19 protein-coding genes and 1 pseudogene are annotated in these 22,066 nt (G+C 57.1%); 4 read left to right on the top strand and 16 right to left on the bottom strand.

What is annotated here, in order from left to right; all coding sequences use genetic code 11:
• Window positions 1–36: 36 nt before the first annotated feature.
• Window positions 37–1,026: pseudogene (gene ilvA / locus AD669_RS11750) on the top strand (threonine ammonia-lyase, biosynthetic); the annotation flags it as partial.
• Between the two features lie 30 nt (window positions 1,027–1,056).
• On the opposite strand, the gene AD669_RS11755 reads toward ilvA, so the two are convergent.
• Both AD669_RS11755 and eco read right to left on the bottom strand, forming a co-directional pair.
• Window positions 1,057–1,362, bottom strand: coding sequence for an NIPSNAP family protein (locus AD669_RS11755; RefSeq protein ID WP_053119856.1), 306 nt, complete (start codon window positions 1,360–1,362; stop codon window positions 1,057–1,059).
• A gap of 20 nt (window positions 1,363–1,382) precedes the next feature.
• Window positions 1,383–1,868, bottom strand: a complete 486-nt coding sequence (gene eco, locus AD669_RS11760) for a serine protease inhibitor ecotin (protein WP_053119858.1) — start codon at window positions 1,866–1,868, stop codon at window positions 1,383–1,385.
• 369 nt (window positions 1,869–2,237) lie between these two features.
• Between eco and AD669_RS11765 the strand changes: the two genes are divergently transcribed.
• Window positions 2,238–2,507 carry a DUF1652 domain-containing protein gene (locus AD669_RS11765; protein ID WP_053119860.1) on the top strand — a complete coding sequence of 90 codons (270 nt, stop codon included), beginning with the start codon at window positions 2,238–2,240 and terminating at the stop codon, window positions 2,505–2,507.
• Here the strand turns inward: AD669_RS11765 and AD669_RS11770 are convergent.
• A complete protein-coding gene (locus tag AD669_RS11770) occupies window positions 2,504–2,902 on the bottom strand; it encodes a hypothetical protein (protein ID WP_053119862.1) in 399 nt (132 codons plus the stop codon). The genes AD669_RS11765 and AD669_RS11770 overlap by 4 nt on opposite strands.
• Window positions 2,903–2,991: 89 nt before the next feature.
• Window positions 2,992–3,261, bottom strand: coding sequence for a DUF2790 domain-containing protein (locus AD669_RS11775; RefSeq protein WP_053119864.1), 270 nt, complete (start codon window positions 3,259–3,261; stop codon window positions 2,992–2,994).
• 480 nt (window positions 3,262–3,741) lie between these two features.
• Between AD669_RS11775 and AD669_RS11780 the strand changes: the two genes are divergently transcribed.
• Window positions 3,742–4,038 carry a hypothetical protein gene (locus AD669_RS11780; RefSeq protein WP_053119866.1) on the top strand — a complete coding sequence of 99 codons (297 nt, stop codon included), beginning with the start codon at window positions 3,742–3,744 and terminating at the stop codon, window positions 4,036–4,038.
• Between the two features lie 88 nt (window positions 4,039–4,126).
• On the opposite strand, the gene AD669_RS11785 is transcribed toward AD669_RS11780, so the two are convergent.
• From AD669_RS11785 to AD669_RS11805, 5 genes are read right to left on the bottom strand one after another with little or no spacing between them, the layout of a single operon-like run.
• Window positions 4,127–5,080 carry a tetratricopeptide repeat protein gene (locus AD669_RS11785; protein ID WP_156316138.1) on the bottom strand — a complete coding sequence of 318 codons (954 nt, stop codon included), beginning with the start codon at window positions 5,078–5,080 and terminating at the stop codon, window positions 4,127–4,129.
• A 26-nt stretch (window positions 5,081–5,106) separates the two neighbouring features.
• A complete protein-coding gene (locus tag AD669_RS11790; protein WP_156316139.1) occupies window positions 5,107–6,078 on the bottom strand; it encodes a tetratricopeptide repeat protein in 972 nt (323 codons plus the stop codon).
• 18 nt (window positions 6,079–6,096) lie between these two features.
• Complete coding sequence (locus AD669_RS11795; RefSeq protein ID WP_256218848.1) at window positions 6,097–9,393, bottom strand: hypothetical protein; 3,297 nt, start codon at window positions 9,391–9,393, stop codon at window positions 6,097–6,099.
• A 36-nt stretch (window positions 9,394–9,429) separates the two neighbouring features.
• A complete protein-coding gene (locus tag AD669_RS11800) occupies window positions 9,430–10,293 on the bottom strand; it encodes a DUF4123 domain-containing protein (protein WP_053119870.1) in 864 nt (287 codons plus the stop codon).
• On the bottom strand, window positions 10,284–12,338 hold the full coding sequence (locus AD669_RS11805; RefSeq protein ID WP_053119871.1) for a type VI secretion system tip protein VgrG: 2,055 nt from the start codon (window positions 12,336–12,338) through the stop codon (window positions 10,284–10,286). The genes AD669_RS11800 and AD669_RS11805 overlap by 10 nt, the downstream gene beginning before the upstream one ends.
• A gap of 376 nt (window positions 12,339–12,714) precedes the next feature.
• On the opposite strand from AD669_RS11805, the gene AD669_RS11810 reads away from it, so the two are divergent.
• Window positions 12,715–14,016 carry an OprD family porin gene (locus AD669_RS11810; protein ID WP_053119873.1) on the top strand — a complete coding sequence of 434 codons (1,302 nt, stop codon included), beginning with the start codon at window positions 12,715–12,717 and terminating at the stop codon, window positions 14,014–14,016.
• Between the two features lie 143 nt (window positions 14,017–14,159).
• Here AD669_RS11810 and AD669_RS11815 read toward each other — a convergent pair whose 3' ends face one another.
• The 7 genes from AD669_RS11815 to AD669_RS11845 all read right to left on the bottom strand — a co-directional run bounded on the left by AD669_RS11815 (window position 14,160) and on the right by AD669_RS11845 (window position 22,052).
• Window positions 14,160–14,780, bottom strand: a complete 621-nt coding sequence (locus AD669_RS11815; RefSeq protein WP_053119875.1) for a hypothetical protein — start codon at window positions 14,778–14,780, stop codon at window positions 14,160–14,162.
• A gap of 45 nt (window positions 14,781–14,825) precedes the next feature.
• Window positions 14,826–15,764 carry a carbohydrate kinase gene (locus AD669_RS11820; RefSeq protein ID WP_053119877.1) on the bottom strand — a complete coding sequence of 313 codons (939 nt, stop codon included), beginning with the start codon at window positions 15,762–15,764 and terminating at the stop codon, window positions 14,826–14,828.
• A 13-nt stretch (window positions 15,765–15,777) separates the two neighbouring features.
• The gene (gene xylB, locus AD669_RS11825; protein ID WP_053119878.1) at window positions 15,778–17,274 is read right to left on the bottom strand and encodes a xylulokinase; all 1,497 of its coding nucleotides are present in this window, start codon (window positions 17,272–17,274) and stop codon (window positions 15,778–15,780) included.
• Between the two features lie 307 nt (window positions 17,275–17,581).
• The gene (locus AD669_RS11830) at window positions 17,582–19,054 is read right to left on the bottom strand and encodes a mannitol dehydrogenase family protein (RefSeq protein ID WP_053119880.1); all 1,473 of its coding nucleotides are present in this window, start codon (window positions 19,052–19,054) and stop codon (window positions 17,582–17,584) included.
• Between the two features lie 19 nt (window positions 19,055–19,073).
• A complete protein-coding gene (locus AD669_RS11835) occupies window positions 19,074–20,177 on the bottom strand; it encodes an ABC transporter ATP-binding protein (protein WP_053119882.1) in 1,104 nt (367 codons plus the stop codon).
• Window positions 20,178–20,286: 109 nt separating this feature from the next.
• Window positions 20,287–21,117 carry a carbohydrate ABC transporter permease gene (locus AD669_RS11840; protein ID WP_053119884.1) on the bottom strand — a complete coding sequence of 277 codons (831 nt, stop codon included), beginning with the start codon at window positions 21,115–21,117 and terminating at the stop codon, window positions 20,287–20,289.
• Window positions 21,118–21,125: 8 nt separating this feature from the next.
• Complete coding sequence (locus AD669_RS11845; RefSeq protein ID WP_053119886.1) at window positions 21,126–22,052, bottom strand: carbohydrate ABC transporter permease; 927 nt, start codon at window positions 22,050–22,052, stop codon at window positions 21,126–21,128.
• Between the last annotated feature and the right edge of the window lie 14 nt (window positions 22,053–22,066).

Here is a 22,066-nt window from a genome sequence, read left to right on the forward strand (position 1 = left end):
CGCAGGGTGTGTGAAATCGCTATCAAGGAGATCAGCATGAGTTACACCAACGACCAGCAAGCCCTGCTTGAGCACTACGTGAAAAGGATTCTCGCCGCCCCCGTGTACGACCTCGCCGTGCGTACGCCATTGCAGGCAGCCCCGGCGCTGTCTGAAGCGCTGGGCAACCGCATCCTGCTCAAGCGCGAAGACCTGCAACCGACGTTTTCTTTCAAGATCCGTGGCGCCTACAACAAACTGGTGCAACTGAGCGATGCGCAGAAGGCACAGGGCGTCATCACCGCATCGGCCGGCAACCACGCGCAAGGCGTGGCACTGGCGGCGCGCGAACTGGGCATCGCCGCGACCATCGTCATGCCGTGCACCACCCCTGAACTGAAAGTGCTGGGCGTACGCAGTCGAGGCGCGGAAGCCCGGCTGCACGGTGAAAGCTTTCCCTTTGCGTTGGCCTATGCCCTGCAATTGGCCGAAGAAACCGACCGCACCTTCGTGTCCCCCTTCGATGACCCGGACGTGATCGCCGGACAAGGCACCGTGGCCATGGAAATCCTTCAGCAACACCAAGGCGTGCTGGATGCCATTTTCATCCCGGTAGGCGGTGGCGGCTTGATCGCCGGCATCGCCGCGTACATCAAATACCTGCACCCGGAAGTGCGGATCATCGGTGTCGAATCCGAACATTCCGCGTGTCTGAAAGCCGCTCTGCACGCAGGCGAACGTGTCGTGTTGCCCAACGTCGGTACCTTCGCCGACGGTGTGGCCGTGGCGCAGATCGGTGAATACGGTTTTGAAGTGTGTCGTTTCTGCGTGGACGAGGTGATCACCGTCAGCAACGACGACCTCTGTTCCGCGATCAAAAACATCTACGACGACACGCGCTCAATCACCGAACCCTCCGGCGCCCTGGCCGTCGCGGGGATCAAACAATACGTGGCGCGAAGCGGCGTGCGCGGTCAAACCTTCGTGGCGATCGACTCAGGCGCCAACATCAACTTCGACAGCCTGCGTCACGTCGCCGAGCGCGCCGCTGCGTGCGGCGTCCCGGCGTAACGGTGTTCAGGGCAGCAGCGGGCGCAGGAACGTGCGCTCGTAGCTGACGATGAACTTTTTCTCGACCAAAGAGGCGACCAACGCCGTACTCTCGGAATCGGTCATTGCGATATGCCGATAGCTTTCGTAATCCGCCAACGATGGAAAACTGAATAGGCAGTAAGCAATGTTGCTCGCACCCTCCGATGGCAGAAAGTAGCCGTGATGGGTGCCGCCCAAGCGTTCAACGATACCGAGCCAGGCCTTGGCGTAAGCCTCGAACTCGGTCAGTTGGTACGGGTCGATCACGTATCTGACGTGGCAAGTAATCACTGCACGTGCTCCTTGCCCGGTTATTCCTGAATGGCTGTGTTGACCTTGTCCGAGGCCGACCAGATGCGGTAGCGCACTTCGACGTCCGTTGGGGCGTAGACCACGATCGGCAATTTGCTGTTGTAACGCACGGTGAAACCATCACCGACGACCGGCACGAACGCGCGCTTCTTCTTGCTGCCGGGCGGGCAGGCCATCAGCGTGCTCATCGGGCCAATGACTTTCTCGAGGCGATAATACGGATAGCCCCAGCCTTGCAGATTTTTCTCGTCGAGCACGCCGCCGAGCTTCGGACGATTGCAGTCCACCTCAAGGGTCTTGCCGGCAAGAATCTCGACCTGGAAGTTTTCTTCATTCTCTTGCTTCGGCAAATGAATGACCTGACGGGTAAAGCCCGCCTCAGCCTTCGGGTAAGGTGCTACGTCTTCAAGTTTCGCCGCGTGGGCGAGGGTGGACAGGCTGGCGATAATCAGCCCGGTGGTCGCGTAAGCGCGTAAAGAACCCATGGATGCCTCCTTGCGGGTGTAGGGTGGTTTGACAAGCATTCTTACCGTCATGGGTGATGAATGCAAACCCGCAACAGATTGCAAAATGCAACGCGCAAAAGGGCTCAACCGGCATTTTGCACGTAGCAAAATACTGGCCTTTGCGCCAAGTGATTGATTTTTATGTGGGTCAGAATGACCCGATGAAAGGCACGCTTTATGCGTCTTTTCAGTGCGGCGCACCGGGTTTGGGCGCCTACACTCCAATGGGCATTTCGCCGTACCACCGTTTGCCGCACCATGGAAACAGCGGGGACACACCCGTGCAGGCGCAGCAAAGGTCAGCGTGAATACTTGATTGGCAATCTCACAGTAAGGAGAGGGTTCGCCATGTTTCTGTCTGCCTTGGAACTTCGTAACATCGTTGAAAGCAGTTTCCTGCCAAAGCGCTGCCAGTGCACGCTGTCGCCGGACTTGCTGATGACCGTCAAAGTGTTTGGCGATCACCAGACTGATCAGGTCGATCTAATGGTTCGTGACATCGACGCCAGCCACCTCAACGGCTGTCGCGAGATCAATGAACTGATCGCAGGGCTGCGTTCGGATCTGAACAAGCAAAGTACACCGCACCACTACAGTCCGCGATCCAGAGCCGTTTAACCCACTGTTTCAGCCAGTTTGACCGTCACGCGCCGGGCCTGCACAAAACCAAGGCCCAGCGCGAGCTCGACCAGCACCGCCAGCAAAATGCCGGGGCCGGCGTGGCCATTGAGCCATTCGCCAAAACCCAGCACAGCCAAACCAAAACAACCGACGATAAAGCCGTTGCTCAGCGCACTGCGAGCCACTGACGGCGGTGCATGGCGCACCAGAAAAAACATCACCCCCAACGCCGCAAACAATACCGCGCTGCGCCGCGCGACAAACCCGACTGCGGTCGAATACTCAATGCTCCAGATCGCCAGCAACACCTCGGGGAAAAAGCCCCAGGCCAACGCCAGCAAAAAACACAACGAAGAGGTAATGCCCGACAACGCGCGAAACGACAACTGCATGGCTAATCCTTGCGGCAGTGAGGAGGGCCCCGAGCATAACCCCCGAAACACCCCACGCCTACCGCAACGCCAAAAATCAGAACGTTCTGTCAGTTTTGGAAACTGCACGCGTCAGACATTTTTCGATAACTGATCTCCTCAGGCTTGCCGGCGTTATCGATGTACTTCATATCAGCTGTAATCACCTTGCATTGCTGAGTGGCCGGCTCAGTCAACGAAATCACCTTCGCCACATGCAGCGGCATGCCGTACTCATAAGGCACCGCTTTCGATGTGGCCGACGTGTCATTGGCCTGGGCCAACCCGGCAAAAGCCGCGCAGGCGAGGGCAGTGGTGAGCAGAAACGGACGAATGTTCATGAAAAGACTCCCGTGCGACGCGAAGAGAGTTCGGTGCAATACAAACCGAACCTGCCGCACTGGGCGTCAGCCAACGGCTGAGGGCGTGCGGTTCAGTACAGTTTTCGACCACGGCGTTAAGCGATGGTTAACCCGGCTGAACGCCGGCTGTCAGGGAGTGAGGCGGTTTTCTTCGCGCGGTTTGGCGAATTCCTACAGAAGCTGCTGCTTTGTCTGCTTTCGGGGTCTGGAGCGGGGCGGGTATTGTCGGGTGTCGCTGCAAAATCAGCGGCTCGGGTTTGGTCACCTGAATACTCGTACATGTGCCATCATTCGCGCCGCGGACACTTATGTCTTCGGAGTGCATTGCTGTGGCGGCTGTGTGCAGGATTGCCTTCGGGCGAGCTGATTGGGTATTCAGTTGACCAAGCTTGCATACAGTCCGCCTCCCTCGTTTGGTCACGGTGTCGGCGGGTTACTTACCCAATTGGAGTTATCTCTATGCCGATACTGAATCCGCTGCCAAACCGTTATCACCCTCTAAACAGCAACATCACCGAAAGCCCGACACTGCTCATCGATACCGAAGCCAACCCCAAAGACATCCTTGAAGCAGCTGTCCAGCGCATCCGCGCGTGCAGCGACCTGCTCGAAACATTGCACTGTCTGTGCTTCAAGCAAGCCGACGTGGAAGACATTCCGCACATTACCCATGCGCTGTATCTGCTGGCGCAGGATGGCAATGATTTGCTGCAGGTCGCGCAGCAACAGATGGTGAGCTGGAAGGCACCGGTTTGATGGGGTAGGGAATTTGGCAGGAGTGAATGGCTGATAAATGTAGGCTGATTCACTGCTGCCGGCTAAAGAGCCTCTTTCACCAAGCGGCTTAATTTTTCAGGGAAGAAAGAGGAGGGTGCGTTAAATCCCATGACTTGGTTAATTCTTCTGCTGCTGAAATCTGCGACGGTGTCATTTTTGCCGAGATGAGCGGGAGCTTATACTCAACATTTTCTTGCATACCGCCCCCGCCATCTAAAACAACGAGTGAAGACACAAGGGAGTAGCCTTTAACTGGGTTGTACGCAAAGCCATAGGTATCAGGCTCGTGAGCAAGATAAGACCCGTAGCCGTATACCGACTCTGCGTAGCCAGCCATAGCTGCCTGCTCATTCCAATGTCGAAAACCGGCAATATCACCCTTCTCAAAAAGCATCGCTGCGTATTCCATCATCGAGCGAGGGTTTCCGTTCTCGGCTGAAAGCTTGAACCACTTTTCCACTTCTTTAGCTCGATTCCAAGGTAAGAAAAAACCATCGCCTTGTTTGTATCCCACAGCCATCCAATACTGAGCGTGTACATCACCCGCGTTCGCCGCTCGCTCGAGCCACGAGTGTTCCAGTGTGATCTCATACATCAGGTACATGGACTCCGCATCACCATTATCGGCTTTTTGCTGAGCCAGTTTCTTTGCTTGGTTAAGCCACTCAACAGGTTGTTTTACTGACTTTTCGCATTCGTGTGAGGCTTCGCAAAAGTCATTACCGTTTCGCCCAAGCTGGATCATCGCGTACAGATTATCTTGGAGGGCAGCCGCCTCGTACCAATATTTTGCTTCGGGAGTCATGAATCTGCTCTTCGCTCTGAGTGACTCCGCTAAATAGTATTGTGCCTCGTGATCTCCGGCTTTAGCGGCGATTACAAGTAAGGGGATTGCAGAAATAGCTTTGTGTTGGTTATAAAGAATTATGCCGCGAGACTTCATCGCAAGTTCTGAGGAGGCCAGCGCCAGTACATTAGGCGCAAAAAGCGCTACCAAAAAACTCACGATCAGATGGTTCATGTTCTTCTGAAGTCGCGGTTGCAAAACTAAAGGCCTAGTTTTTCTGGGAAGAAAGAAAGGGGCGGGTGGGATGCCTTCCAATCAATGGCGTATTTTTTGGCTTCTTTAATTTGCGCAGGCGTCATTTTTTCAGCAATTTTTGGAAGCTTTCCCTCAACATAAACTTGAACGTTGCCGCCACCGTCAAGTTCCTCTAGTAGGGATACGAGTGCGTAGCCTTTGACTAGGTCAATAGGGTAGCCAACTTTATCTGGTGTATGAGATAGATACGCGCCATAGCTAGCGACGGCATTTTGATAGCCGGTTTTTGCCGCCACTTCCCACCAATGCCTAGCACCTTCAAGATCGTTTCTTTGAAAAAGGATTGATATATATTCAACCATCGCCGGAGGGTACCCACCCTCGGAGGCGGATTTTAATAACTCCTCCTCGATCTTAGCCTTCTTCCAAGGCAGAAGGAATGTGCCTTTACCCTCCGCGTAACGGTTAGCAAGCAGCCATTGCGATGGCGCATATCCAGACGATGCAGACTTCTCCAGCCATTCGATATCTGAAGTCGCATTGTATAAGACTGCCATTGCTTCTCCGTCCCCCGTCATGGCGCGAGGCGTAGCCGTTTTTATCAATAAATCTAACCACTCACTCGGCTTCTTGCTTCCTTGAGGGCACTGGCTAGTTACTGTGCATAGATCTTCTGAGGTGGTAGCAAGTTTGAACATTGAGTAGTAGTCGCCTTGGGAGGCTGAGGCTTCGTACCATTTTTGCGCTTCCGCAGTCATGCGCTGATTTTTTTGACGAAGTTCGTCTGCCAAGTAAAACTGTGCTTCCGGATCGCCAGCTTCAGCTGCGACTCTTAACTCGGTCTCCGCAGGCTTGTATTGATTGAAAAGCATGATGCCGCGATCTTTCGCTGCTTGTTGCGTTGAAGTGAGTTGGGCAATCGCAGAGCTTGAAAATATTAGCGCAATTATGAATAAAATCTTGATTTGAGTACGCAACTTTTTAGTCCTGAAGTTTTATTGGGTTTCGCCGACGTAAGTCGCTTTTCCACCTGGGACAAAGGTGGTGCCGTAATATTGGACGCGGCGACATGAACCATCTAAACGGGAGCCTAAAAGGCTTACGTGTGTTTTGTATCTAGAACGCATTTCGTCGTTCTGATCGTCGTGCAGGCGTAGTACTGCCTCAGACATAAAGTTATCTAAATGTAACCTGTTTTCGCAGTAAGTTTGTTCGGATTGACTTACTTCTTTCGTTCCAAAGCGATTCATGCTCATACATGCTTCTTCGAACTGCGCTTGTGCAAGCGGAATCGTACCCTGCAATTGGGCTTGCCGTACGATTAAATTCAATATTCGCTCGATTGCTTGCTGTTGGAATAAGTGGCATTGATCTTTCGAGTATGTTTTTTCGACAGGTTTTGAACCTGAGCCTACTGTTCCGTATTCTGCAATTTTGAATTCTTCTGGTGGTTTAATTAAAGTCATAAGCATTGGGCCTAGAGCGCCTGGGGTAGCGGTAAGGATCCATTGGTCAAGCTCTGCTTGATTCCGATAGGTCATAATTGTATGTGCAATAATCGCCCCTCTACCCCCTCCAGTCAGCGCTTCATACAAAGACATCACCACATCGATGCCCTGCATATACGCCATCGCCACTTCCATACCTGCAGCCCCGAGGAAGTTCAGCTTGTCGATATAGTCAGCGGCATCGTCAGTCACAAACATCAGCGACTTGTCCTGATTTTTATGCATTTCGCGACGCAACAGGTTAATCAGGTCAGTCACCCCGTCATACCCCACTTCAAACTGGAATTCGCCACCAGCGCCTGCTCCGACAATTACGGATGCTTTGAACCGCATGATGAAGCGACCTTCATGCAGTGAAATGCCGATGTCGGCGCTGGTACCGAGGCCGTACGCGGCGGTAAAGCCTGCGGTAAGTCTGGCCAAGCTCGACCATTCGCTGGCTTTTGTACTGTTGACGCTGTTGCCCATCCCCGGTGTTGGCGCAGTGCGTAACGCGGCGATCTCCTGTGGTGGCGCCCAATTCAAGGCGCCTGTCAGCAGAATACCTGCCTGCACTCCCGCAAAGAGGTTGAATTGGGCTTTGGCACCATCTTCTACCCGAACCTTGGCGGCGTTGCCTTCCAGTACCGGTTCGCTTCTTACGGTTGCAGCGGTTGCATTAGTCGTGTCCGGACGTTTTGCATCGGTGATTTCCGGAAGGTTTAGTCCGCCCTGCACGTTTGCGCGACCCAATTGAACGCTGGATGAAAGGAGGAGGGTGGCGCCGGTATAACCCCAGGCGCGTGCGCCCAAATGGATCGAGAATCGACCGAGGTTGAGGTTTTTGCGGTTTTTCTCGTAATCGAGGTAGGGAATAAGGATGTCTTTCGCCTGATCTCTACCCGGCAGATCCATTTTCATCAGTTCAACTTCGCCACGGGCGAGGTCGATACCCAAGCTGACCTCGGCTTTGGCGGAAGCTTTGAAGTTGTCGGTCACGCTGAATGCCGGTCCGGTCACTTTCGTGCCGGTGTGAATCGATGATTGCGGCGGTGTCAGTGCACGAACGAGTTGTGCTTGCGGGCTGTTGTCGAACAGGCGCAGCGAGCTTCTGACTTCTTCTTTGAACAGCAACTGACGCAAGCGAAGGCCCCAATCTTTGCGGGCACCGGCATCCTCAAAAGTGTCGACTTTGTAATTTTTCGATTTCAGATAAGCGTGAAAGAGTTCTACGTCAAACCAGCCTTTCTCATCAAACCAGTCACTTTGCTGGTCTTTGATGGCGATGGCGCCTTCGCGCCGTAACCATTCATGGAAAGGGTTGTCGTCTGTGTCCGTCGCGGCCTGACCACTGCTGTTGCCGGGGAGCTTCTGCGCATCTTTGGCCATTGAGGCGCCGATTTCACTGGCGTCTTTTTTCAATACTTTGGTGATGCCCTCGAGATTGAGCATGCTCAGGTGTTTGACGGGGCTGTTGGGGCTGTTGAAAAGCGCGACTTCACGCAGCGGAAATCCTGCTTTGACCAGGCGCTCTTCGGGTTTTGGCTGGAACTGTTCAGGTTCCCAGAGCAGGTGCCGCAGTGGCAGAGCGGCGGCTACGGCGGCCTCCGCATCATCGCGCAGCTTGATGCGGTCTTGTTGAATGCGATGCCATTCGGCTCGCTCGACCTCGACGATACCGGCCGGCGGCGCGACGTTTTGTCCGCTGGCATCAATCCATGCTTTGTATTTTGTGCGGATCTGCTCACTGAGCGTGATCTGCCGTTGCTCCATTTCAAGGTAGGCCTTGAACTTCTCAACCCCGGCGCTGATGTTGCCAGTGTCTGGAATGAGTGCGAATTCCGGGACAGCGAGACCGTAATCGGCAACCTTCAAGATCGACTCGATATAGGCGGCGAAGTCTTTTTCGACTTTTTTACGCTCACTGGCGACATCCGCCAAATAACCACACATCCGGGCTTTGCCGTCGATGACGCAGTTTGTGGCGTCGAGATAGGCCTTCTTGTTTTTCTGGAAGTCTTCCTCTTTCAGCGTGGTGAGCTTGCCGCTGGCTGTAAGTGCTGCACGCGCCTTCAAGTAAGTCTGTACGCGACTTCTTGCTTCAAGTGCACCGGGGGAAAACAGATTACCGCTTTCGTAGGTGTAACCGGCGATCTTGGCCTGAGCGATGGCGACGGTCTTCAGCTTCTTCCACTCGCTGTAGAGCCGCTGCAGCTTTTGCCCTTCGGAGTTGGCTTCAAGCAAGCTAGCTTGTTGTTGGTTGGCCAATTCCCGATTGCGGGCGTACTCGCTTTGATCCGGCAATTTGTCCAGCGCAGCACTGTTTCGGGCTTCTCTACCAACAGCTTTAAGGCGCATGGCCATTGTCGGTTGAGCGATATCAGGTTCTTGAGCCTCGATTTCGAGCATTCGGCTTTTTTGTTCGCCTTGCAGGAAGTTAGAGAGCTTGGGCTCCAGGAAATACTCCAGCAGTCCTGCGCTGTTCATGCCCTTGAGGCGTTCTTCTGGTGACTTGCTTGCGCTGATGTGTTGCTCAAGCTCGCTCATTGCTTCTTTGATCGAGCTGGCCGCGCGCTCAGGCAACAGATAGAACATCTTTTCTTTGGTGGCGTAGATCACTTCGCCGTAGGACGTCGAGCAAGCTGTTTTGACTTTGTCGAACGCGTTGGAGCAACTGGCAGGCGCTTCAGGTTGGGGATCAAGTTCCAGAGTCGGTTTGGTCTCGACCGGTGCGGCAGGGGTCGATGCGGTGGCAGCTGGGCCGTTGAGTTCTACCTTGGGTGCTTCTGAGAGATCAGTTTCCATTTCGATTCCATTCATTCTTTACGCGGACGGGGGTCATCAAGCGGCGCTGGTAGCCAGTTGCTGCAGCTGCTGAACCTTGATGAACGACTCTTCCCTGGATTGCAGGATGGCCATTGCCTGAGGCTGCGTTTCGAGCAGCGGGCCGTTAGTGATCGGCCCCAGTTTCAGTAAATGACGACCTTCGTAAATGTTGTGGGCCACCAGCACGTTGAGGTTTGCCACGAGGTTGGGCAGTTCTTCATCGGTCGGTTCGCCATAGGCGGCGTATTGCGCGTCCGTCCAGTAGATCCAACCCAAATGTTCCTGAACCTTCGGCGCGTCCGATGGCAGGTTGAACGCTGAGACGTCGCCGAGCCATTCGAGTTCCGAGACGGAGCGCCAGCTCAGCCAGTGACCACGGTTACGGCCGAAGTGGACTGGCGCTGGGGTGTAGACGTGTTGCCACGGGCCGAACAGTTGCTGTGAGTTTTCCACGGCGGTGTAAGCCAGCGCGGCCCACAGGCTCGGTTTGTGGTAGCTCAGCAGGCTTTGGCCGCCGGAACCGTCATTGGCGCGCAGCAGCCAGCGGGCGTGGGCCAGTGCTTTGTCCGGGGCGGCGGTGGTGAGCGCGATGCCGGCGTAGTTTTCTTCGCAAAGTTTTGCCGCTTCATGGGCGAGGCGGCTGCCCCATGGTGCGGTCAGCCACAGCGGGCCGTCAGCGGCCATTTCCGCGAAGTCGGTGCCGATGAACAGGCCTTGCGAGTTCATCGGTTCGCCGATGCGGTAGAGGCGGCTCATGGCCTCAGGTTGACGGGCGCGGTCGATGATGAAGCACAGACTCTGGCCGGAGCTTTCACGTGGCAATTGCTCGAACGAATGGCGCGGGGCTTCGAGGAGGGCGCTCAGCGCTTTTACATGCATGTGCAATCCTTACGGCTGCAAGCGCCGTTGTTTTGTTTGCCGCACAACGGTGTGATACCGGACTCGCTCAAGCGTTTCGGTAGCGGCACGAGGACTTTCCCCGCCTTATCCGCATCCGCCACTTTCATCGGCCCCGGCAACAACGGCGCCGCCGGCGTACCCGCACCCGGCCCACCGCCAGAGTTCACCTTCACCTCGGCTCCGCTGATGGTCACACCCCCGGCATCCACCTTCACAAAACTCCCGCCAGCCTTGGCCGTGAGTTCCATGCCGCCTTCCATCACAACTTTCTCGCCAGCGTTGTAGTGAATCTCCGTCCCGGCCTCAACAAACTGCGCTGTGCCAACCTTGACGTGCTGAGTCACCGCAACCGTCAGGTGGTCGTTCGCGCGCATTTCGCTTTTGCGGTCGAGGTGGGTGATGCGGTGTTCTTCGACTTTGAATTCGCTGTAGGTGTTGGCTTCGACGGTGTCGTGGCGTTCGTTGCCGACGCGGATTTTCTGGTCGTGTTCGATGTTTTCGTCCCAGTCGCGCTGGGCGTGCAGGTAGATCTGTTCGGCACCTTTTTTGTCTTCGATGCGGAATTCGTTGTAGCCCTTGCCGCCCGGGGAGCTGAGGGTTTTGAAGGTGCTGCGGGTTTTGTTCGCCGGCAGGTCGTAGGGGACGACGTTTTCCTTGTGGTACAGGCAACCGGTGACCAGTGGCTGGTCGGGGTCGCCTTCGAGGAAGGTGACGAGGACTTCCATGCCGATGCGCGGGATGGCGATGCCGCCGTAGGCTGCGCCGGCCCAGCCGCTGGCGACGCGCATCCAGCAGGAGGTGTTGTCGTCGGACTGGCCTTCGCGATCCCAGTGAAATTGCACTTTGATGCGGCCGTATTGGTCGCAGTGGATTTCTTCACCTTTGGGGCCGGTGACGACGGCGGTCTGGCTGCCGAGGACTTTCGGTTTCGGGTGTTCGAGGGCAGGGCGGTAGTGCGCGTCCCACGGGGTCGCGAGGAAGCTGTTGCGGTAGCCCTGATGGAAATCGCTTTTGTGGTCGGTGACGTCGCTGGTGACGTTTTCGCCGAGCACTTGCGGTTGTTTGCCTTCGTGGAAGACTTCCAGCAGCAGCCACAGGTCGTTCCATTCGGCGCGCGGGTGTTCGGCGAGGGTCAGGAAATGGCCGCTGGTGAGGGTTGGCTCGTCACCTTTGCCGTCGGCGAGTTTGTAGTCGCTGCGATGGCGCTCGAGGGCACGGGTGGTGAGGAATTTGCCGCGCTCGCGGGTGGTGAAGCGACCGGGGTAATCGTAGTCTTCGAGATCCGGGCTGAACTCGGTTTTGTTCGCGGCCTCGGGGAGGATCTTCGGCTTCTCGAAGTCGTAATCGCGGCGGCTGACGCGGGTGGTGCGGGTTTCCAGGCGCAGGTTGAAGCGCTTGATCACTGGTTTTTCCGCCGCCATGCCGGAGTCTTGCTGGTAGCTGACGGCTTTCAGTTTGCGGAATACGGTCTGATCGTCGCCAAACACCAGTTTGTGGCCACTGCTGCTGTGCTGGAAGTGGAAGTGGATGCCTTCTTCCTCGCACAGACGCTGGATGAAGTGCAGGTCGGACTCGTCGTACTGCACGCAGTATTCGCGTTGCGGGTACTCGGCGCCGAGCTGGAAACTATAAGCGTCGGCAAGAATGCCGCGTGCTTCGAGCACCTGGCCGATGATTTTCGGCACGGTCAGGTTCTGAAAGATTTGCTGATCGTGGTTGTGGCGCAGGTAGGCGAGTTGCGGCACCAGGCTGATGCTGTAGCGGGTCAGCGTCTTGCCGGAATCGCCTTGCTCGATGCGATAAACCAGGCCGTGGATGATGCCTTCGCCGGTGGTGCCGAAGGTCAGAACGCCGGGTTTGTGCAGCAGCTCTTCGAGTTTCAGGTCAGGGCGGGCGCTGACCAGTTCGAGGTCAAAACGGAAGGGCTGATTGAGGGCTTCGCGACCGGTGAAGCTGAGTACTTGCAGGTCAGCGGAGGCGCCTTCGAGCGTGAGGGTAATGTGGGTTGCGTTGGCGTCCAACATGCCTTGAATTCCGTCCTTGAATAAGCAGAGCCCGGATGGTGCAGCATTCAACCGCCTCGTTCAAGGCGCAAATGCCGTAGACGTTGGCCCTTGTCGGTATGGGGGAAACCCTTAGTTGGGGGCTTTCGCTCAATAAAACCGGGCGCTTCGCTGCACTGAAAAGCGCGTGCGGCGAGGGCATCTATCCGACCGGGCGCACAGGAAATCGTCGCTCAGATTCAGACTAAAGTCGTCTTTGGCGCGTCAAAGCCATCTGCCATCATTGTCGTTCACCCCCGTGTTTCCACTTCTGTCCGGCTCAATTTTCTGACTCGGATCGGGAGCTATTTCTGGCTTATTGCGCGCTTGCGCAAACGCTGCAGTGTTGGAGTTTTTCATGCGTCCCCCATTTCCCCTCATCACCCCGCGCCAGTCGTTTGGCTTCGGAGCCTTTGTGCTGTGCGCCGGTTTTACCGCGCCGGTTCAGGCCAGCGGTTTTCTCGAAGACACCACGGCGAAAATCGAATCGCGCACGGTGTACTTCAACCGCGACTTCCGTGATGGGCACACTTCCACCGAGCAGGGCGCGTCGAAGCGTGAAGAGTCGGCTCAGGGTTTTATTCTCGATCTGCAATCGGGTTACACCGAGGGTACGGTGGGCTTTGGTATTGATGCGCTGGGCATGCTCGGTTTCAAACTCGATTCCAGTGCTGACAGCAGCAACAGTGGTTTGCTGCCATCGAGCGGTGAGGATCCGCGCGGTTCGAAAGATCAGTACGCGAAGATGGGCCTGACCGCCAAAGTGCGCGTTTCTGATTCGGTGTTGAAGTACGGCGCGTTGCGGCCGGATCTGCCGCTGCTCAAGTACAACGACGGGCGATTGCTGCCGACGATGTTCAACGGCGCGATGTTGACCTCGAAAGAGGTGAAGGATCTGACCTTTATGGCGGCGCGTCTCGACAAGTACACCGCGCGCGATTCCACCGATTCGCAAGACATCCGCGTGCACTGCAAGAACAAGCGTTACGCGTGTAACACCACGGCCGATCATTTCGACATGTACGGCTTCGATTACAAGATCAATGATCGTCTGACCGGTCAATATCACTACGCGGAACTGGAAGACATCTACCGTCAGCACTTTGTCGGGTTGTTGGCCAATCAACCGTTGGCGGGCGGTGTATTAAAGGCTGATCTGCGCTTGCTCAAGAGTGCTGACAGCGGCGATGCGAAGGCCGGTTCCATCGATAACCGTGCATTGAGCGGTTTGCTGTCTTTCGCGCACAGCGGTCATACGTTCAGCGCGGGTTGGCAGCGTATGAACGGCGATAACTCGATGCCGTACCTCGATGGCAGTAATCCGTATCTGGTCAACTATGTGCAGGTGAACGATTTTGCCGCAGCGCAGGAGCGTTCGTGGCAGTTGCGTTATGACTATGACTTCAGGGCAATTGGCATTAATGGTTTGAGCTTCCTGACCCGTTACGTCAACGGTGATCACATCAAAGTGCTGGGCAGTGATCAAGAAGGCAAAGAGTGGGAACGTGACAGCGAGTTGAAGTATGTGATTCAGGAGGGGACGTTCAAGGATGTCAGCGTGCGGTTGAGGAATGCGACGTATCGCACGAACTACGAGCAGTTTGCGCGGGATGTGGATGAGACGCGGTTGATTGTGAGTTATAGCTTTTCGGTGTTGTAGGGCTTGGATTTGTAGTGCCTGATCGGGCGCTTTCGCGAGCAGGCTCACTCCTACAGGGGATCTTCAGTGGACGCAGGTTTTGTGTCCGAAGAAGATCCCCTGTAGGAGTGAGCCTGCTCGCGATGAGGCCCTTAAAGTCACCACTACAACCAATGCCAGAACCGGCTCCAGAACCCGCGATTCAGCTCTTCCTTACACCCGGCATATTGCTGGGCATACATATTCGAGCGGGCCTGCACCTTGCGCGCCGTCGGCAGTAGCCAGGCTTTGCTCGCATAAGTCTTGTTGCGGAAACCACCCCAGCCCTCGTGGTAGTTGAGGTACTGGTTGTAAGCGTCGTACTTGTAGACGCCATTGATCGTGGTGGTCTTGTCCATGTACCAGCCGATGAAGTCGATGGCGTCGTCGAAGTCTTCACGATCGGCCCAGTTGCGGCCGGTGCTTTTCTGGTAGTCCGACCAGACTTCATCTTTCGCCTGCGCATAACCCGACGCGGTGGTCACGCGGCCCCACGGAATCACCCAAAGCAGATATTTGCGCGGGGTTTTGGCGTCGTAACGGTAGCCGGACTCTTGGTACATGATCGCGAAGGGCACCTGAATCGGCACCCCCCAGCGTTTTTGCGTGACTTGCGCCGCGTCGTACCAGTCGCTTTTTTCACGAAAGATATCGCAGAGATTTTCCGGCGAACGCGGCGGTGAAGTGCCGCAACCGGTCAATAACCCTGCGAGTGTCAGTAGTCCAAGCGTCTTTCCGTAATTCAAAAGCCGTTATCCCGTCATGCGCAAAAAAGGCGACAGTCTACGCGTTCAGGACAGTTGATGACGATAAGGCAAGTCTGGGCCGGTTTTGCTGCACGTCAGCGCGGCGGCTTGCACGGCGAATTTCAGCATCGCGTCGATCTGCTCGCGCGTCAGTTGCTGCACGCCTTCTACAGAGTCCAGACCGTGCTCAGTCAGCCAGGTAATCAGCGCGGCCTGGAAAGTGTCGCCAGCGCCAACGGTGTCGGCGATTTTCACCGAACAGGCCGGTACTGACCACGAACCATGCGCGCGACTGAACACCGTTGCGCCTTCACCGCCACGGGTGAGAAAGACGATTTGGCAGCGGTGCTCCAGCCAGCTTTCGATCACCCGCTGCGGATCCTGCTCGGGATACAGCAGGCTCAAATCTTCGTCGCTGACTTTGATCAAATCGGCCAGTTGCACCAGCGTGGCAATGCGTTCGCGCCACAACTCGATGTTCGGTTCTGGATTGAGGCGCACGTTCGGGTCGAGGCTGATCAGGCGTTTACCGCTTTCACGCTGGACGAGTGCCAGCAGGGTGTCGCCAATCGGCTGCACCACCAAGGAGAACGAGCCGATGTGCAGACCGCGCACTTCCGGGCCCAGCGTCGGCAGATGCGCGAGGCTCAGTTGTCGATCCGCGCAACCTTCGCCACGGAAGCTGTAATGCGGCGAACCGTTGGCACCGACGGCGACCATCGCCAGGGTGGTCGGCGCGGCGAACTCCACCAGGTAATCCGGACGCACGCCTTCGTCCTGCAACACTTGCTGCAAGCGGCGGCCGAGGTAGTCGGTGGACAGACCGCCGAACAGCGCCGAGTCCACGCCCAAACGACGCAAACCCACGGCGACGTTGAACGGCGAGCCGCCGGCAATCGCCTTGAAATTCACTTTCGAAGCCAGACCGCTGGCATCGTCTTCGCTGAAGAAATCAAACAGGGCTTCGCCACACACCAAATACATAATTGTTTGCTCTTTATAGGGTTGCGACATGCTGTTGATAGCGTTCATAGACCTGCTGAAACGCCGCGACATTGGCGGCGATCGGCAGGGTTTCACTGCTCGGATCGAGTTTGACGCAACGCTGGCACAGATCGGCCAACGTTTCTTCGTGGCCATTCGACCAGGATTTGCACCACGCTGCTTGAATCGCCGCGCCGAGGGCAGCGGCTTCGCTGTGTTCGGTGCAGATCACCGGGGTGTTCATGATGTCGGCGACGATCTGTCGCCACACCGCGCTTTTCGAGCCGCCGCCAATCAGGCAAATGCTGCGGCTTTGTAAACTATTCTGCCGTAGCAAATCCAGCCCGTAACGCAAACCTAAGGTCGTGCCTTCGACGGCGGCGCGGCACAGATTGGCCTGGGTCAGGTTGTCCATGGTCAATCCGTGCAGGCTGCCGGTGGCGTGGGGCAGGGCGGGGACGCGTTCGCCGTTGAGGAACGGCAGCATGCTCACCCCGTCGGCGCCGATCGGGGCTTGGGCGACGAGGTCGTTGAAGCGTTCGAGATCAACGTCGAACAGCTCGCGTATCGCGCCGGTGGCGTTGGTCAGGTTCATGGTGCAGATCAGCGGCAACCAGCCGCCGCTGGACGAGCAGAACGTGGCGACGGAGGCGTCGGGGCTGACTTTCGGTACGTCGGAATAGGCGTAGACCGTGCCGGATGAACCGAGGCTCATGGTGATCGCGCCGGGCTGAATATTGCCGGTGCCGATCGCGCCCATCATGTTGTCGCCGCCGCCGCTTGCGACCAATGCAGCGGGGTTGATGCCCAAGTGCTCAGCAATCGACGGCAGGATGGTGCCGACGGCTTGGTGGGCGTCAATCAGTTCGGGCAACGCGGCTTGCAAGCGGCCGCTGGAGTCTATGTCGCGCAGCAACTGCAAATCCCACTGACGGGTGCGCACGTTGAAATAGCCGGTACCGGAGGCGTCGCCGTATTCGCTGCACGCGCGGCCGGTGAGCCAGAAGTTGAGGTAATCGTGGGGCAGCAGGATGCGTGCGATACGGGCGAACACGTCGGGATGCTGTTCTTTGGTCCACAGCAATTTAGACACGGTGTAGCCCGGCGCGATGACTACGCCGAGGCGTTCCAGCGAACCTTTTTCTCCGCCCAGATGTTTGAGCAGGCGATCGTTTTCGGCGCTGGTTTCGGTGTCGCACCAGAGCTTGGCCGGGCGCAGAACCTGGCCTTGGTCGTCGAGCAGTACCAGACCGTGTTGTTGGCCGGAGACGCCGATGCCGTCGATTGATTGGCCATCGACGTTTGCCGCGAGGAGTGCGCGGCGGGTGGCGAGGGCGAAGGCTTCCAGCCATTGATCTGTGTGCTGCTCGCGGCGGCCGTTGGCGCCACTGATCATCGTGTGATTGGCGGCGCCCTGGCCGAGGACTTGACCGCTGGCGGCGTCGAGGATGATGGCTTTGCTGCCTTGGGTGCCGCAGTCGATGCCGAGGAAGAGGTTTTGGGTTGTCATGTGTGGACCACTCGGGGTGTGGTGAAGATCAAGAGCTTACCCCCTCACCCCAGCCCTCTCCCCCAAGGGGGCGAGGGGAAAGGGAGCCGATCGGGGGCTTTTCGGAAGCAAGGTCGACTCCGGATCCATCTTTTAATGGAAAGGGAGCCGATCGGGGGCTTTTCAGAAGCAAGGTCGACTCCGGATATCTCACTCAGAGGCTGTTCAAAGCTTGAGTTCGACGCCGGACTTTCAGGTCGACGGAGCTTTTACAAACCACTCGGTCAGTCCCCTCTCCCTCCGGGAGAGGGCTAGGGTGAGGGGCTTTTCAGTCCAGAATCCGCTGCAAAGTCCGCGTCACGCCCACCTCTCGCAAACTCTCACAACACCACTCAAACGCCGCCACAAACGCCGTCGAACGCGGTATCGCCGTGCCGAAAATCTCCTCCACCGCCAACAACCGTTCAGTCATCAACCCATCATCCGCCACCAACGCCTGACAAAACGTCGCCCGTGGATCAGGAATCGAATAGGTATCCCCATTCTCATCGACCCCCTTCAAGTACAACGCCCAGGCCGCCACCACCAGCGCCGCACGTTTGGTCTCGCGACCATCGGCAATCAACCGGTTAATCGTCGGTATGGTGAACTTGGGAAACTTCGACGAGCCATCCGAACACACTCGCTCAAGCTGATCGGCAATCGCCTGATTGGAAAACCGCGCGACCAGCGTGTCCTTGTATTCACTCAGATCAATGCCCGGCACCGGCGCCAGTTGCGGGGTGACGTCCAGATCCATATAAGCGCGCATGTAACGCACAAACAGCGGGTCGTTCATGGTCTCGTGGACAAACCGATAACCCTTCAAAAACCCCAGATACGTCAGCGCCAGATGACTGCCGTTGAGCAGTTTGATCTTCATCTCTTCGTACGGCGAAACGTCGTCGGTGAACTGCACGCCCACCTTTTCCCACGCCGGCCGACCGTTGACGAATTTGTCCTCCAGCACCCACTGCACAAACGGTTCGCAAACCACCGGCCAGGCATCGTCCACGCCGTGTTTGTCGGCCAGTTGCAGGCGATGCGCGGTGCTGGTCATCGGCGTGATGCGGTCGACCATGGCGTTGGGGAAACTGACGTTTTGATCAATCCAGTCACACAGATTAGCGTCGAGTAAGGACGCGAAGGCCAGCAGTGCTTTACGAGTTACCGCGCCGTTATGCGGCAAGTTATCGCAGGACATTACGGTAAACGCGTCAGTACCCGCCCCACGGCGTTTGGCCAGCGCCGCGCAGAGGAAACCGAACACGGTTTTCGGCGATTGCGGATTCGCCAGATCGTGCTGAATCTGCGGCAGATGTGCCATGAATTCGCCGTTGCTGTCGTCGATGCAATAACCGCCCTCGGTGATGGTCAACGAGACGATACGAATCGCTGGATCGGCGAGTTTGTTGATCAGCGCCTGAGCATTGTCCTGCGCCAGCATCATGTCGCGGATCGAGCCGATCACCCGCACTTCGGTGTCGTCGCTGTCACCCAGTTCGAACAGGGTGAACAGGTAATCCTGCTCTTTGAGATCGTCGCGGGCACGCTGGTCTTCACCGCGCAAGCCGACGCCGCAGATCGCCCAGTCGAGCGCTTCGCCAGTGTTCATCAACGCATCGGTGTAGTACGCCTGATGCGCGCGATGAAAACCGCCGACGCCAATGTGGGCGATGCCCTGGCGGGTGTCGCCGAGGTTGTAGGCCGGCAGTTTTACTTCGCGCGCCAGGCCGTGGAGATTCTGTTGGTTGAGTTTCATTGGGCAAGTCTCTTGAAAATCAGGCTGCGGCACGCAGGGGACGGGTCAGCGCCACGCCTTCGGCATCGAATAAATGGCAGTGGTCGGCGTCGAGGTGCAGGCTCAGTTGCTCGCCGTAACGGCTGGCCAGATCACCGCGCACGCGCATGGTCAGGGCTTCGCCGGCGCTGGTGGTGACGTGGCAGAAGGTGTCGCTGCCCAAGCGTTCGCTGACGTCGGCGGTGACTTGCAGGGTGCAGTCGCCCGGTTGTGCGAGCTCCAGATGTTCCGGGCGAATGCCTAGGGTTACCGCGCTGCCGACGCTGAGGTTGGCGGCGTTGAACGGCAAGGTGACGCGGGTGCCGGCGTCCAGCGAGACTTCGCAGCTCTGCGCATCGACGCGGGCAATCTTGCCTTTGAGGAAACCCATTTTCGGCGTGCCGAGGAAGCCCGCGACGAACAGGTTGGCCGGTTGGTGATAGAGATCCAACGGCGAGCCGACCTGCTCGATCTTGCCGCCATTGAGTACCACGACTTTGTCGGCCATGGTCATCGCTTCGACCTGATCGTGGGTCACGTAAATCATCGTCGCTTGCAGGTCTTTGTGCAGGCGCAACAGTTCCAGACGCATTTGCACGCGCAGGGCGGCGTCGAGGTTGGACAGCGGTTCGTCGAAGAGGAAGATTTTCGGGTTGCGCACGATAGCGCGGCCAATCGCGACACGTTGACGCTGGCCACCGGAGAGCTGTTTCGGTTTGCGCTCAAGCATCGGCCCGAGTTCGAGGATGCGCGCGGCTTCGCCGACTTTCTTCTCGACTTCGGCTTTCGGCACGCCTGCCAGATCGAGGGCGAACGACATGTTCTTTTTCACGGTCATGTGCGGGTACAGCGCGTAGGTCTGGAACACCATCGCCAGATCGCGCTTGGCCGGGCTGACTTCGGTGATGTCACGGCCATCGAGTTCGATGGTGCCGCCGCTGACTTCTTCCAGCCCGGCGATCAGGCGCAGCAGGGTGGACTTGCCGCAACCGGACGGGCCGACGAAGACCACGAATTCCTTGTCGTTCACCTCAAGGTCGATGCCTTTGATGATGGAAAAACCTTCGAAGCCTTTTTGCAGATTCTTGATTTTCAGGTTGGCCATGATGATGGGCCTCCGCCATTTATTATTGGTTTTTTGTAGGAGCACGGCTTGCCGGCGAAGGCGATTTCATGGACGCCTTCGCTGGCAAGCCATGCTCCTACAGAGATATTCATTTCACGGCGCCGAAGGAGAGGCCGCGCACCAGTTGTTTTTGGCTGATCCAGCCGAAGATCAGAATCGGCGCACAGGCCAGCGTCGACACTGCCGACAACTTGGCCCAGAACAAGCCTTCAGGGCTCGAGTACGAGGCGATCAACGCGGTCAGTGGCGCGGCTTTCGACGAGGTCAGGTTCAGCGACCAGAACGCCTCGTTCCAGCACAGAATCAGCGACAGCAACATAGTCGAGGCGAGGCCACCCTTGGCGATCGGCAGCAGCACACGCACCATTTCCTGCCATAACGTGGCGCCGTCGAGACGGGCGGCTTCGAGGATGTCTTTGGGGATGTCCTTGAAGTAGGTGTAAACCATCCAGACCACGATCGGCAGGTTGATCAGCGTGTAGATCACGATCAGTGCGATGCGCGTGTCGAGCAGGCCGAACGTCTTGGCCAACAGGTAAATCGGCATCAGCACGCCCACCGGCGGCAGCATTTTTGTCGAGAGCATCCACAGCAACGTACCTTTGGTGCGCTGGGTTTCGTAGAACGCCATCGAGTACGCCGCCGGCACCGCAATCAACAGGCACAGCGCGGTGGCGCTGAAGGAAATCACCACTGAGTTCCAGGCGAAACTGAAGTAGTCGCTGCGTTCGTTGATGTGCAGGTAGTTCTCCAGCGTCGGCGTGAAGATGAACTGCGGCGGCGTGGCGAACGCGTCGATTTCGGTTTTGAAACTGGTCATCACCATCCAGAAGATCGGGAAGAAAATCACGATCGCGATGGCCCAGGCCAGGGTGCCGAGCAGCAGGCTTTGCAGCCGGCGGGATTGTTGAAGAGTCATGGCGGGCCTCAGGCTTTGTCAGTCAGGTTTTTGCCGATCATCCGCACCAGAATGATCGCGGCGATGTTGGCGATGACCACGGCAATCAAGCCGCCCGCCGAGGCCATACCGACGTCGAACTGCACCAGCGCCTGGTTGTAAATGAGGTAAGCGAGGTTGGTCGAGGCATAGCCGGGGCCGCCGTTGGTGGTGGTGAAAATCTCGGCGAACACCGACAGCAGGAAGATCGTTTCGATCATCACCACCACGGCAATCGGTCGTGCCAGATGCGGCAGCGTGAGGTGCCAGAAGATTGCGATCGGCCCGGCACCGTCGAGGCGCGCGGCTTCCTTTTGTTCCTGGTCAAGGGACTGCATGGCGGTCATCAGAATCAGGATCGCGAAGGGCAGCCACTGCCACGAGACAATGATGATGATCGACAGCAGCGGGTAGTGGGCGAGCCAGTCCACCGGTTGCGCGCCGAACAGTTTCCAGATGTAGGCGAGGATCCCCGAGACCGGATGGAAAATCAGGTTCTTCCAGATCAGCGCACCGACCGTGGGCATGATGAAGAACGGCGAAATCAGCATGACGCGCACGATGCCGCGACCGAGAAATTCGCTCGCTTCCAATAGCGCACTGATAAGCACGCCGAGCACCACGCTGATCAGCAACACACTGCCGACCAGCAACAAGGTGTTGGTCGCACCGGGCATGAACCCCGAATCCGTCAGGAAGTAAGTGAAATTCTCCAGCCCGACGAATTCGTTTTCACCGGGGTAAAGCAGGTTGTAGCGGATCAGCGAGAAGTAAATGGTCATGCCCAGCGGCACGATCATCCACAGCAGCAACAGGGCCACCGAAGGGCTGACCAGAAACCAGCCGGGATTGCGCACGCGCACTTTGCGCTGCGGCTGGGACAAGTCGATGTGGGCTTTGGCAGTTGAAGTATTCATGGCGATCACAACCG

The sequence above is a fragment of the Pseudomonas sp. P1.31 genome (assembly GCF_001269815.1).
Classification (GTDB): Bacteria; Pseudomonadota; Gammaproteobacteria; order Pseudomonadales; family Pseudomonadaceae; genus Aquipseudomonas; species Aquipseudomonas rustica.

Bases quoted from the DNA above. Each gene is read 5' to 3' on its own strand.
- eco (WP_053119858.1), bottom strand. From the start codon at position 1,868: ATGGGTTCTTTACGCGCTTACGCGACCACCGGGCTGATTATCGCCAGC.
- AD669_RS11765 (WP_053119860.1), top strand. From the start codon at position 2,238: ATGTTTCTGTCTGCCTTGGAACTTCGTAACATCGTTGAAAGCAGTTTC.
- AD669_RS11770 (WP_053119862.1), bottom strand. From the start codon at position 2,902: ATGCAGTTGTCGTTTCGCGCGTTGTCGGGCATTACCTCTTCGTTGTGT.
- AD669_RS11775 (WP_053119864.1), bottom strand. From the start codon at position 3,261: ATGAACATTCGTCCGTTTCTGCTCACCACTGCCCTCGCCTGCGCGGCT.
- AD669_RS11780 (WP_053119866.1), top strand. From the start codon at position 3,742: ATGCCGATACTGAATCCGCTGCCAAACCGTTATCACCCTCTAAACAGC.
- AD669_RS11785 (WP_156316138.1), bottom strand. From the start codon at position 5,080: ATGAACCATCTGATCGTGAGTTTTTTGGTAGCGCTTTTTGCGCCTAAT.
- AD669_RS11795 (WP_256218848.1), bottom strand. From the start codon at position 9,393: ATGGAAACTGATCTCTCAGAAGCACCCAAGGTAGAACTCAACGGCCCA.
- AD669_RS11800 (WP_053119870.1), bottom strand. From the start codon at position 10,293: ATGCATGTAAAAGCGCTGAGCGCCCTCCTCGAAGCCCCGCGCCATTCG.
- AD669_RS11805 (WP_053119871.1), bottom strand. From the start codon at position 12,338: ATGTTGGACGCCAACGCAACCCACATTACCCTCACGCTCGAAGGCGCC.
- AD669_RS11810 (WP_053119873.1), top strand. From the start codon at position 12,715: ATGCGTCCCCCATTTCCCCTCATCACCCCGCGCCAGTCGTTTGGCTTC.
- AD669_RS11820 (WP_053119877.1), bottom strand. From the start codon at position 15,764: ATGTATTTGGTGTGTGGCGAAGCCCTGTTTGATTTCTTCAGCGAAGAC.
- xylB (WP_053119878.1), bottom strand. From the start codon at position 17,274: ATGACAACCCAAAACCTCTTCCTCGGCATCGACTGCGGCACCCAAGGC.
- AD669_RS11830 (WP_053119880.1), bottom strand. From the start codon at position 19,054: ATGAAACTCAACCAACAGAATCTCCACGGCCTGGCGCGCGAAGTAAAA.
- AD669_RS11835 (WP_053119882.1), bottom strand. From the start codon at position 20,177: ATGGCCAACCTGAAAATCAAGAATCTGCAAAAAGGCTTCGAAGGTTTT.
- AD669_RS11840 (WP_053119884.1), bottom strand. From the start codon at position 21,117: ATGACTCTTCAACAATCCCGCCGGCTGCAAAGCCTGCTGCTCGGCACC.
- AD669_RS11845 (WP_053119886.1), bottom strand. From the start codon at position 22,052: ATGAATACTTCAACTGCCAAAGCCCACATCGACTTGTCCCAGCCGCAG.